Here is an 11,774-nt window from a genome sequence, read left to right on the forward strand (position 1 = left end):
CCGCCCGTTATCGCCTCACTTTAAGGGCAAAACTGCAAAAGTAAAAAGAAAATTGTGCTTTGCAGCAAAAATTGCCGGATTAAGCCCTGCCAAAGCCTTGTGTCCCCAATATAAACCGCTAAACTCCGGCCAGTTTATAACACTCATTATGGAAACGCCAATCATGACCTCCGCCGCCGCAACCAAGCCCCAATTCTCCGATTTCAAGGTCAAGGACATGTCCCTGGCCGCCTGGGGGCGCAAGGAAATCAGCCTCGCCGAGACCGAGATGCCCGGCCTGATGGCGGTGCGCGAAGAATACAAAGGCAAGAGCCCGCTCAAGGGCGCGCGGATCGTCGGCTGCCTGCATATGACGATCCAGACCGCGGTGTTGATCGAAACGCTGACCGAGCTCGGGGCGGAAGTGCGCTGGTCGTCCTGCAACATCTTCTCGACGCAGGATCACGCGGCCGCGGCCATCGCGGCGGAAAATATTCCGGTCTTCGCCTGGAAGGGCATGAACGAGGAAGAATATTGGGACTGCATCGAGCAGACGATCCAAGGCCCCGGCGGCTGGAAGCCGAACATGCTGCTCGACGACGGCGGCGACCTTACCCGCCTGATGCATGAAAAATATCCGCAGCTGCTCAAGGACGTGCGCGGCGTATCGGAGGAAACCACCACCGGCGTGCATCGCCTGCATGTGATGGCGAAGGAAGGCAAGCTGCTGATCCCCGCCTTCAACGTCAATGACAGCGTGACGAAATCGAAATTCGACAATCTGTATGGCTGCCGCGAAAGCCTGGTGGACGGCATCCGCCGCGCCACCGACGTGATGATGGCGGGCAAGATCGCCATCGTCTGCGGCTATGGCGATGTCGGCAAGGGTTCGGCGGCGAGCCTGCGCTCGGCCGGCGCGCGCGTGATGGTCACCGAAGTCGATCCGATCAACGCGCTGCAAGCCGCGATGGAAGGCTATCAGGTCGTGACGATGGAAGACGCCGCGCCGCTCGCGGATATCGTCGTCACCGCCACGGGCAATGCCGACGTCGTCACGCTCGACCATATGCGCGCGATGAAGGACCGCGCGATCATCTGCAATATTGGCCATTTCGACAACGAGATTCAGATCGACGCGCTGAGCAACATGAAGTGGGACGAGATCAAGCCGCAGGTGGACGAAGTCACCTTCCCCGACGGCAAGCGCCTGATCGTTCTCGCGAAAGGCCGTCTGGTCAATCTCGGCTGCGCGATGGGCCATCCGAGCTTCGTCATGAGCGCCTCCTTCACCAATCAGGTGATGGCGCAGATCGAATTGTGGGGCAATCCCGGCAAGTATCAGAAGCAGGTCTATGTGCTGCCCAAGCAGCTCGACGAAAAAGTCGCCCGCCTGCATCTCGCCAAATTGGGCGCGAAGCTGACGGTGCTATCGAAGGCGCAGGCCGACTATATCGGCGTCTCGCCGCAGGGGCCGTACAAGGCGGATACGTACCGGTATTAATCGTTCTTCGGCGTATGCAGCGGCGCGCATATTTGCATCGCCCGATATAAGGGCACGGCGGGATCGACTGGCGCGGTTGGCTTGGCCAACTGCGGAAAAGATGCCGTTTGGACAAAAGCCGTCACCGTGTTTTTCTCAGATTGTAAGACTGGACAATGATATCGCCGCCCTGTTCCGTGCTTTGCCGCACGATCCAGCGGTTTGCGAAAGGATCGGCGAGGCGCAGACCGAAGAGCTTGTGGCCAGATCGGGGATGGGCGCCCCATGGCTGAAAAGGCATTTCGTAAAATTCTCGTCGCGCTGATCTTCCTGAGCCTTCGCGGCAAGGGCTGCTGTTTTCCGGGCGGCGGCAGCTTGCGCCTGCTCAGCCGTTTGGCGCTGTTTAACCGTTTCCTGAGATGAATTCTCGCATCCAGCCAACGCCGCTAAGGACAGGCCCAAGGCAACTCTTCTTTTCCAGTCCATAATACGTCCTTGAAAATAAGGTTGTTCCAACGTCACCTGCGCAGAATAGAGTTCTTTCCGCATCCTCCCAATAACTTTTTACTTTCATGCCGCTGCCGCCGGATTCCATTTCCACCTTATTTACTTTCAAGGTAGAAATAAATGTTAAGAAATGACGGTTAAGTTGTCATTCCGGCTCTACGCATTTTAGGCAAGAAGCATGTATCTCGGCATTGATCTCGGCACGTCGAATTCGGTGATTGCCGGCATTGTGGATGGCGAAGTCCGGGTGTTCAAGCCGTGGACGGCGGCGACGTGCTGCCTTCCGTAATCTTCCCGTAATCTTCTTCGACAAGCGCGGCCACCGGCTTTACGGACGCCGCGCCTACGACCAGGCAATGCTGTCGCCCGATCAGGTGGCGATGGGCTTCAAGCGCCTGCTCGGCACCTCGACGCCGATCCAGATTACCGGCGCGGGCCTATCTCTCGGCGCGGAAGAATGCAGCGCCGAAATCCTGCGCCAGCTTCTCGGCCAGGCGGCGACCGAAAACCGGCAACCAGCCGATCCACGGCGCGGTGGTCACCGTTCCCGCCGCCTTCAACCAGATGCAATGCGAGGCGACGATGCGCGCCGCCAAGACGGCGGGGCTGAGCAACGTGACGCTGCTGCAGGAGCCCATCGCGGCGGCGCTGTCGGCGCTCGGCACGCAGCGGCGGTCGGGACAGTATCTGATCTATGATCTGGGAGGCGGCACGTTCGACCTCGCGCTGGTCGAAGCCATCGAAGGGCAGACCAATGTGGTGGCGCACCAAGGCATCAACATGCTCGGCGGGCGCGATTTCGACCGCATGCTGGTCAACGAAATCATCCGCCCCTGGCTCGTCACCAATTTCGACATGCCGGAGAATTTCCAGCGCGACAAGAATTTCCAGCGCCTGATCCGCGTCGCCCATATCGCGGCGGAAAAAGCCAAGATCGATCTTTCGACGCTCGAACAGACCACGGTTTTCGCCAGCGACGACGAAGTTCGCCTGACCGACCTGAGCGGCACGGACATCTTCCTCGAAGCGCCGGTGACGCGGGCGCAGTACGAGGCGCTGATCCGCGAGCCGATCATGCAGACCATCGATCTCGTCCGGCAGGTGCTCGAGGAAAACAATTATAAGCATGAAGACATCGACAAGCTGGTCTTCATCGGCGGCCCGAGCCGCACGCCGCTGATCCGCGAGATGGTGGCGCGGGAACTCGGCATTCCGACCGATATCAAGGTCGATCCGCTGACCTCGGTCGCCATCGGCGCGGCGCATTACGCCACGATCTATCACTGGGACGGCCAAGCGCCCCAACCCGCCATTACGGCGGGCACCGACAAATCCCCCGCCGTCACGACGGGCGCGGCGAACGGCGAACGTCCGCCCACGCCGCGCGACGTCATGCCCGAAGAAGACGCCGCGGAGGGCCAGACGAAAGCGCCGCACGCCGCCAAGAAACAATCGCCGAAGCGGCGGCGCAGGAAAAACCCCGCGCCCGAAGCGCCGGTGCGGCTCGACTATCAGACGCCGACATCCGACACCGAAACGCCGGTCTATCTGCATATCGTCGATATATTGGGCGACGTGGCGCAAATCCAGATCGAAAGCGCCGACGGCTGGGCTTCCGAAATCGTCGAGATCACGCCCGATGTCGAAATCCGGGTGCCGGTCAAGAAGCTGGGCGTCAATGATTTCACCGCCCGCTATTTCGACAAGCGCGACCGGATGCTCGACCAGTTCGAGCAGAAATTCTCCATCACCCGCAGCGACGCGGTCATGATCCCGGCGGCGCAGACCATCGCGGTCAAGGCGCTCGACCATCTGCAAGGCCAGAACAACATCCTGGTGACGATCATCGAAAAAGGCGCGCTGCTTCCGGCGCGCGGCAAGGCGCAGTTCAAGAGCGCCCGCGAGCTGGCGGCGGGCGCGCGCGGCAATCTGAGCTTCGAATTGTTCCAGGTCGAATATCCCGAGCGGATCGAGCTCAATCTGTGCGTCGGCGTCTTTCGCGTCTCGGGCAGCGATCTGCCCGCGCGCTATGTGCTGCGGGCGGGCGATCCCATCGTCTTCAACTGGAAAATGTCGGACAGCGGCATTCTCCAGGCCACCGTGAGCCTGCCGCAGCAGAGCGGACGCGCGCCGATCGAACTGCACGCGCCGCGCTTCTACTCGCCGCAGGCCGGAGAAATGAATTTCGACGCCGAGCATGGCGGGCAATTCGCGGCGGCGCTGCTGCGCCAGGCGGAGGAAGAGCGCGGCGACCTGGTCGCCGCCGCCGGTCCGGAAGCGGGCAAGGAGCTCAGCATCCTGCATATGCGCATCGGCGATCAGCAGGAAATGCTCGCCGAAGATTCTTCGGACCCCGAAGCGATCCGCAAGGTCGCCGAGGAAGCGCGCCTGATCCGCCAGGACATCGCGCGCCTGAGCAAGAAGCATCGCGGCGCGGTGATGCAAAGGCAGCTCGGCAAGCTGACCGCGATCTTCAACCGCCTCGCGCGCGGCCATGCGGAGAAAGTCGACATCGAGCGGTTCGAGAGCTATGTCGATAAAGTGCAGAAGATCATCGACGACGGCGAAGAGCTGGCCCTCCCCGACGCCGAACGGCATTTCGCCGACATGCGCGATATCTTTTTCGCCGCCGCCTGGCGCGACGATCAGTATGTCCGCATGTGGTTCGACCGGCTACAAAAAGAAGCTTATCTTTTCCCCGACCAGGCGGAATTCGCGAAACTGTCCACCGAAGGCAAGGAAGCCAAGGACATCAAGGCGCTGCGCAAGCTCGTCAGTCAAATGCTGGAGGCCCGCATCGCGCTCGCCGCCAGCGACACGACGACCGAACTGGCGACCATCGTGCGGGCGTAACGGCAACCGTCACAACATCCTTATTCCCGGATTCGCATTCGGCACGCGCATCAGCGCATCGAGCGCCCAGACCAGCGCATCGACGCGGTCGGGTGAAGACCGCGCGATCTCCGCGAAGCTGAATGACGCCATCTGCGCCGCGAGCTCCGGCATCAGACCGGCATGGCGGACGCGGCGCTGCTCGTAGAGCAAGGCGATGGGCACCGCGCGATCCCATTTGCTCCGCCCCGCCCGCACCGCGCGGCATATCATGGACGGCGCGTGCTGCTGCAGAAGCCGCGTCAGCAGTTCGCCGCCAGCATTGACCTCAACAACGATGGAGGTGGCCTTGCAAGTTTCGGCGAGATGCGCCGCCCGCGCCGCCCATATGTCGGACGGAAAACGCCCCGACGCGTCGCCCAGCACGTAGAGAAAGCCGTCCTCGCCCAAACCGGCGGCGATGATGCCGGTCTCGTCATTCTTCTCGCCATGACCGAGGGCGGGATCGACCGCCACCACGACGCGCCGCATCGCCGGAATCCTGTCGCGGCTGACGGTGCAAGAGGCGATCTCCGCCGCCTTCCATAGCGCCCCCGCGTCGTCTTCCAGAATCTCCGCTTCCATCTCCTGGCGTCCGAGGCGGGTTCCATCGTAACGCTCTTTCAGTTCGGCCAGCAAGGCCGCCGGCAGATTCGCCGCATTGTCGCCGGTGCGCCCGCGCGTGAGATGCAGGTCGCTTCCGGCGCGCGCGACAAGGCTGCGCACCAGGAGCGTCGGGCGCGGCGTCGTGGTGATGACGGCGCGCGGATCGCCGCCGAGCCGCAGCCCGAGCATCATCTGATCGAACGCTTCCGGCCGCGCCCAGGCGGCAAGCTCGTCGCACCAGACCCGGTGATGCTGCGGGCCGCGCAAACGGTCGGGCTCGTCGGCGGAAAACAGTTTGACGATGCTGCCGTTGCGCAAGATAAGCTCGCCCAGGCTGCGGTTCCATTTCTTGACGCAGGCGCGCGGAATCGCGTGCAGCAACCCGCTCTCGCCTTCCACGCAGGTGTCGCGCGCGTCGGCGAAAGTCGGCGCGACCACGCCGAGGCGCGCGCCGTCGTTCCATAGCGCGTAGCGCGCCAGATCCTCGGCGCCCGTCCGCGTCTTGCCCCAGCCACGCCCGGCCAGCACCAGCCACAGCCGCCAGTCATGCGACGGCGTCAGCTGGCTCGGGCGGGCGTCCTTGATCCAGCGCAGTCTCGCCTCGATCGCCAAGAGATTTGGCAGCGGCAAGGTCTTCCAGGAGTTTGGCAATTGCATGGAGCGTGGCCTGCCTTTGTTTGCGTTCATCGTCGGTTTCTGTCTTGTCCATGGTCGATTCCTCATGTTTCAGGATGCGGTCGAGAAGCGCTTTGGCGGCGGTCACCCGCACCTGATCGCTGCCGCTGCCGGTCATCAATTCCATCAATGTCTGGAGCGCCGCGCCGGCGGAAACTTCCCCAGCCGCCGTGCCCGCCGTTGTTTTCCTGGGCGTTTTTGTCGCGGCTTTTCCCGCGCCAGCTTTCCCCGCGCCCTGGCCGCGATTTTTTTCGCGGGGGCCGATTTATCTTTTGGTGTTTTCATGGACTATGTTAAATCCGGCTCTTCCACTTGACGCCAAATATCTTTGGGCACGCCAAATTGTTCAAACGCCTGATCAACGGTTATTTCAAAAGTGTCCTGCAGATAATCATATATGTCCTTGCCATCTTCATAGACATACAAATAGTACCCGTACTGATCCGGCACTGACGGCATTAAGCTGGTCAGTTTCTGACGTTCGATTACAAATCGGCGTGGCTTCGGGCTCTCAATCTGCGCTTCCCATTTCATGGTCACTCAACCTGCCGCCAAATATCTTTGGGGATACCGTACCTCTCATAAGCTACGTTAACTGCGGCCTCAAGGTCATCCTGTAAATCATCGTCAATACCTTTGTCATTTTCCCAAACATATAGATAAAATCCGTCTTGATTCGGCACTCCCGGCATTACGCTTCTAAGCGTTTGTTTTTCGATGACAGCATGAATACGCCTGGGGTGAATTGTATCAGCAACCCATTGCATGATTTCTACTCCTTCCTAAAAGGATACCAATGTTTATCCCCAGCGGGATCCCAGTCAATTTTATTCCCATTTTGTACCCCTTTTTGAACATGAAAATGCGGTTCATCATGTGGAGAATAATTATTGATATCAAACCGTATTTTCTTGTCACCACGCATAATAACGAGATCGTCGGCAGGATTTTGGAATACTCTGTCAGGCTTTCCACCAAGATAATCCTCGATGGCCTTGGCCGCCCGGCGGATTCTTAAGCTAGAGCCGACTGATCTGCCAATGCCGAGCAGCAGCTCGACCGCCGCTCTGGCGCCTGCCGCTCCCGCGCTTGCTAATCCCACTGCCAGATATTCAATGGGATAAACCGATTCGAGCGGCGGATCGTCAATATCGTCAGGTATATGGCCGACGCCTCCACTCCCACCGCCGCCACCCGTCCATTGTCCGCCATCGGGGCCGCCTTGTGGCGCACGCGGCTGCGACGGCCAGTTCGGATTATGCCTGCGATGATAGTCGCATAGCGCCTCCAGCGAGGACAGTGCCTGTGTCAGTTCCTGAATGTCGGACGGAATGCGGCCGGCTCGCAAATAATGGCGGAAGGCTAGAGTCTCCGCCGCGCCGTGCAGAACTTTTCTCTGCTCGTCGAACCATTCACGGCTTAACATCGCCAAACCTCTGCCTTGAGGCAACAAAAAACCCGCCCGAAATATCGGGCGGGTTGTTCAATCTTTCCAAATTCCGGGCGCAAGCCCTCTGGGGATTGTCAATAACCGAGGATGGGGAATAAAGTCAAGGGAAATTTCCCACACACGGGAAAATCCCTGCGAAATCAGGCCGGATTCCCTGCATTTGTCTCTCATTTTAGATGCATGCGCGGATTGATTCAGGACTCTTTAGGCATTCGGGATCAAACTCAAAACATAAGAAGGAAGAATTTTGACAAAAATAAATTAACCCTGTTTGCGGGAGAATGTTATGAGCGATTCAGTAGGTTCCGTCGTTTCCAGCCAGGTGCAGAACGCCACCGTTCCAGTCGCCGCCGCGCAAAAAGTCGAGCGCGAGCGGGCGCCCGCGCCGGAAGCGCCGCCTCCGCCGCCGCCGTCCGACAGCGGTCATGTGGATATCAAAGTTTAGCGTAATCGATCAGACAGAATCTTAATTCCCGTTTTCTTTTGTTCCTGACAAAAAACAAACGGGATTCCCGCTCGCCCTGTCACCCGCAAGCGTGTGACAGGGCGTCGGGAATGACGGCTTTATTACCGGATAAAACCTTACCCCTCCGCAGCCGCCGCCTTGCTGGCGCGCTTGCGTTCGTTGGGATCGAGATAACGCTTGCGCAGGCGGATATTCTGCGGCGTGACTTCGACCAGCTCGTCGTCCTGGATATAGGCGATGGCTTTTTCCAAAGTCATGTTGATCGGCGGCGTCAGGCGCACGGCTTCGTCCTTGCCCGAGGCGCGGACGTTGGTCAGCTTCTTGCCTTCCAGCACGTTCACGTCGAGATCGTTGCCCTTGTTATGCTCGCCGATGATCATGCCCTGATAGACCTTGGCGCCGGGCTGAATCAGCATCGGGCCGCGATCTTCGAGTTTCCACAGCGCATAGGCCACGGCCTCGCCGACCGCCGTGCTGATGAGCACGCCCTCGCGGCGTCCCGCCACCGCGCCCTTGTAAGGCGCATAATCGTAGAATATCCGGTTCATGACGCCGGTGCCGCGCGTGTCGGACAGGAATTCGCTGTAATAGCCGATCAGGCCGCGCGACGGCGCGTGGAACACCAGACGGACTTTGCCCGCGCCGGAGGGTTTCATCTCCGTCATCTCGGCCTTGCGCTCCGCCATCTTGTTGACGACGGTGCCGGAATATTGCTCATCGACGTCGATGACGACTTCCTCGACCGGCTCCAGGCGCTGGCCGTTCTCGGTCTTGAACAAAACGCGCGGACGGCTGATGGAAAGCTCATAGCCTTCGCGGCGCATGGTTTCGATCAGAATGCCCAATTGCAATTCGCCGCGCCCGGCGACTTCGAAATGGTCCTTGTCGGCGGATTCGGTGATGGAAATGGCGACATTGCCTTCCGCCTCGCGCATCAGGCGTTCGCGGATCACGCGGCTGGTGACTTTGCCGCCTTCCTGGCCTGCGAGCGGGCTGTCATTGATCGAAAAAGTCATCGCGATGGTCGGCGGATCGATCGGCTGCGCGGGCAGCGCCTCGACCACGACGGGATCGCAGATCGTGTCGGCGACGGTGGTCTTGGAAAGACCCGCCAGCGCGACGATGTCTCCCGCGGTCGCCTCTTCGACGGCGACGCGCTCGATGCCGCGGAACGCCAGAACCTTGGTGATGCGGCCCGTCTCGATCAATTGCCCGTCGCGGGTCAGCGATTTGATCGCCATATTGGCGCGAACCGTGCCGTTCTCGATGCGCCCGGTAAGAATGCGTCCCAGGAACGGATTGGCCTCGAGAATCGTCGCGCGCAGGCGGAAAGGCGAGTCCGGATCGACCTTGGGCGCGGGCACATGGCGGATGATGAGATCGAACAGCGGCTTGAGGTCGGTTCCCTTCTCGCCCAGCTTCTCGACGGCCCAGCCTTCGCGGCCGACGGCAAACAAGGTCGGGAAGTCCAGCTGTTCCTCGCTGGCGTCCAGCGCCGCGAACAGGTCGAAAATCTCGTCGTGAACCTGGTGCGGACGGGCGTCGTTGCGGTCGATCTTGTTGATGACGACCATCGGCTTGAGGCCGAGCCGCAGCGCCTTCCCCACGACGAATTTCGTCTGCGGCAGCGGGCCTTCGGCGGCGTCGCACAGCACGACCACGCCATCGACCATCGACAGGATGCGTTCGACTTCGCCGCCGAAATCGGCGTGGCCGGGCGTATCGACGATATTGATGCGGGTGCCGTGCCAGTCGACCGACGTGCATTTGGCGAGAATGGTGATGCCGCGCTCGCGCTCGAGGTCGTTGCTGTCCATGACGCGCTCGGCGACCTGCTGGTTGTCGCGGAAGGTGCCGGACTGGCGCAGCATGGCATCGACGAGGGTGGTTTTTCCCATGATCGACGTGGGCGATGATGGCGACGTTACGAAGTTCCATTGTCTATCTCACAAAATCAGAACGGCGCACAAAATGCGCGCCGTTTATGGGTTCTTATGGCGTTTTTGCGGGCGATAAGCAAGCCTTGCATTACTTTCAGGCGGTTAACGTCCCGCGATCAGATCCTGCGTCCCGGTCACCAGCGCGAAAATGGCAATGCCGAACAGCAGGACGCCGGTGCCGTGATTGATATAGACGATGGTCTTTTCGCTGAACATTTTGCGAAAGACCGCCACGCCGCCACAGAGAGCAAGCCACCAGCCCGACGCGCCGACGAACACGCCCGCCGTCAGGATGCTCGCCTCGGAATGGGTCATCTTGCCGCCCAGGGTCGCCACCACCGCCAATGTCGCGATGATCGTCACCGGATTGCTGCAGGTCAGCGCGAAGCCGGTGACATAGGCCTTCAACAGATTGCCCATGCTGCTGGCGGCAGCGTCGGCTTCGAGGCGCGTCTGCTTGTGCCACGCGGCCCACGCCATGCCGAGCAGGATCAATCCGCCGACAATCGTGATCTCGGTCTGCCATCCCGTCACCCAGTCGAGAATGGCGGCGATGCCGAACGCCGCGACGCCGCCGAAAATCGCGTCGGCCGTCGCCGCGCCGAGGCCGGTGGCAAGGCCGGTCAACAAACCGCGCTGCGCCGTGCGCCGCAGGCAGAGCAAACCGATAGGGCCGACCGGCACCGAGATCATCAGCCCCAGGATCATGCCCCGATAGAAAACGCCGAATGCTTCAAACAATGTACGCCCCACGCTTAACGAAGAAGAAGAACCATCAACCAAAGTCGCCGCTGGAAATCAAGCCGCAAGCTTATTTCGCCAGAATGCTGGCGATTTCCCGCAAATTGGTGCGGGCGCGCAGCACGAAGAATCCCTGCGATGCCAGATGGCTGGGCAGAAACTGGCTGTCGGGCGCGGCGCTGACGATCACCAAAGGCTGCAGCGCGATCGCGTCGTGAAAGCTCGTCAGCATATTATTCCACACGCTTGTCAGATCGCGCTGCTTGATGACTTCGGCATAGTCCTTGCCGAGCTCGCGCAGCACGAGATAATAGGCGTAAAGCCTGCCCTTGGTGGCATAGAAAATGTCATCCGAATGGGGTTTCGGTCAGCCAGAAGCGGCGTTCGTGCAAATTGTCCTCGATGACCGCGGATTGCGAACCAAGATCCGCCGCAATGCTGTCGAGCGCCGTCATCAGATTGTCGGCGCGGGGATCGAAGACCGCCCTCCCCTCGGCGAGACGCTGATTATAGCTCAAAAGCGCCTCGCGGGCGCGGCGGTACTGCGCTTCGGACGGCGCGGTCGGCACCAGCGAAGTCTTCGGATCGAATACCCAGATATTGCCCGGATATTTCAAAAGCCCCGACGCGCGATCGAGATCGGGATCGACCTGGCTCGAGCCGCGCGCGCGCCCTAATTGATCGCTCAGTTGAAAGGTAAAGCGGCTCAAGCCGTAAATAATGCCCTGCTGGTAGTTCGGCATATTGTCGAGCCAGTGGCCGGGCATGAAAAACGGGTCATTGCCCGCCCAATGATGAATATTGACCTCGCGATCGATCAACGCGGCGGCCACGGCGACGGCATGGCTGCCGCCCTTGATCGTGTCGGAGGCCGCGAAATCCGGATCGGCATCGATATTATCCGTCGCCAGCATCGCCAGCCCGCCGCCACCGATCACGATCAGCACCAAAAGCAGCAAAATCCTCATTTTGCCGCCCAGGCTGACCCGGGACGAAAGACCGTCTATTTTCTGGCCGAGATACTCGAACAAGGGCCGTAGCGATGCCATGATGGGTTCC

General features: G+C 60.4%; 13 protein-coding genes and 1 pseudogene. 5 read left to right on the plus strand and 9 right to left on the minus strand.

The window, feature by feature from the left end; translation table 11 throughout:
* Window positions 1–15 precede the first annotated feature (15 nt).
* Complete coding sequence (locus tag WDO70_08690) at window positions 16–165, minus strand: hypothetical protein (GenBank protein ID MEJ0063263.1); 150 nt, start codon at window positions 163–165, stop codon at window positions 16–18.
* Here WDO70_08690 and ahcY point away from each other — a divergent pair.
* From ahcY to WDO70_08705, 3 genes are all read left to right on the plus strand, one after another.
* The gene (gene ahcY, locus WDO70_08695; GenBank protein MEJ0063264.1) at window positions 164–1,480 is read left to right on the plus strand and encodes an adenosylhomocysteinase; all 1,317 of its coding nucleotides are present in this window, start codon (window positions 164–166) and stop codon (window positions 1,478–1,480) included. The genes WDO70_08690 and ahcY overlap by 2 nt on opposite strands.
* 264 nt (window positions 1,481–1,744) lie before the next feature.
* The gene (locus WDO70_08700) at window positions 1,745–1,882 is read left to right on the plus strand and encodes a hypothetical protein (protein MEJ0063265.1); all 138 of its coding nucleotides are present in this window, start codon (window positions 1,745–1,747) and stop codon (window positions 1,880–1,882) included.
* A gap of 618 nt (window positions 1,883–2,500) precedes the next feature.
* Entirely contained in the window at window positions 2,501–4,819 is a 2,319-nt protein-coding gene (locus WDO70_08705; protein MEJ0063266.1) for an Hsp70 family protein, read from the plus strand.
* A 9-nt stretch (window positions 4,820–4,828) separates the two neighbouring features.
* On the opposite strand, the gene WDO70_08710 is transcribed toward WDO70_08705, so the two are convergent.
* Entirely contained in the window at window positions 4,829–6,100 is a 1,272-nt protein-coding gene (locus WDO70_08710) for a terminase family protein (GenBank protein MEJ0063267.1), read from the minus strand.
* Between WDO70_08710 and WDO70_08715 the strand changes: the two genes are divergently transcribed.
* On the plus strand, window positions 6,099–6,434 hold the full coding sequence (locus tag WDO70_08715; GenBank protein MEJ0063268.1) for a hypothetical protein: 336 nt from the start codon (window positions 6,099–6,101) through the stop codon (window positions 6,432–6,434). The two genes, WDO70_08710 and WDO70_08715, sit on opposite strands and share 2 nt — an antisense overlap.
* On the opposite strand, the gene WDO70_08720 is transcribed toward WDO70_08715, so the two are convergent.
* Genes WDO70_08720 through WDO70_08730 form a run of 3 tightly spaced genes read right to left on the minus strand, consistent with a single transcriptional unit; the run spans window position 6,407 to window position 7,544 of the window.
* Entirely contained in the window at window positions 6,407–6,652 is a 246-nt protein-coding gene (locus tag WDO70_08720) for a hypothetical protein (protein ID MEJ0063269.1), read from the minus strand. The genes WDO70_08715 and WDO70_08720 overlap by 28 nt on opposite strands.
* 2 nt (window positions 6,653–6,654) lie before the next feature.
* Entirely contained in the window at window positions 6,655–6,885 is a 231-nt protein-coding gene (locus WDO70_08725) for a hypothetical protein (protein MEJ0063270.1), read from the minus strand.
* A gap of 5 nt (window positions 6,886–6,890) precedes the next feature.
* Window positions 6,891–7,544 carry a hypothetical protein gene (locus tag WDO70_08730; GenBank protein ID MEJ0063271.1) on the minus strand — a complete coding sequence of 218 codons (654 nt, stop codon included), beginning with the start codon at window positions 7,542–7,544 and terminating at the stop codon, window positions 6,891–6,893.
* A gap of 310 nt (window positions 7,545–7,854) precedes the next feature.
* On the opposite strand from WDO70_08730, the gene WDO70_08735 reads away from it, so the two are divergent.
* The gene (locus WDO70_08735; protein ID MEJ0063272.1) at window positions 7,855–8,013 is read left to right on the plus strand and encodes a hypothetical protein; all 159 of its coding nucleotides are present in this window, start codon (window positions 7,855–7,857) and stop codon (window positions 8,011–8,013) included.
* A gap of 137 nt (window positions 8,014–8,150) precedes the next feature.
* Here WDO70_08735 and typA read toward each other — a convergent pair.
* The 4 genes and pseudogenes from typA to WDO70_08755 all read right to left on the minus strand — a co-directional run bounded on the left by typA (window position 8,151) and on the right by WDO70_08755 (window position 11,764).
* Window positions 8,151–9,972: pseudogene (typA, locus tag WDO70_08740) on the minus strand (translational GTPase TypA).
* A gap of 104 nt (window positions 9,973–10,076) precedes the next feature.
* Window positions 10,077–10,715 (minus strand): LysE family transporter, encoded by a 639-nt coding sequence (locus tag WDO70_08745; GenBank protein MEJ0063273.1) that lies wholly within the window; start codon window positions 10,713–10,715, stop codon window positions 10,077–10,079.
* A gap of 70 nt (window positions 10,716–10,785) precedes the next feature.
* Window positions 10,786–11,019, minus strand: a complete 234-nt coding sequence (locus WDO70_08750) for a hypothetical protein (protein MEJ0063274.1) — start codon at window positions 11,017–11,019, stop codon at window positions 10,786–10,788.
* A 43-nt stretch (window positions 11,020–11,062) separates the two neighbouring features.
* Window positions 11,063–11,764, minus strand: coding sequence for a DUF2333 family protein (locus tag WDO70_08755; GenBank protein ID MEJ0063275.1), 702 nt, complete (start codon window positions 11,762–11,764; stop codon window positions 11,063–11,065).
* Window positions 11,765–11,774: the final 10 nt, after the last annotated feature.

The sequence above is a fragment of the Alphaproteobacteria bacterium genome, assembly GCA_037200005.1.
Lineage (GTDB): Bacteria > Pseudomonadota > Alphaproteobacteria > UBA9219 > RFNS01 > JBBCGY01.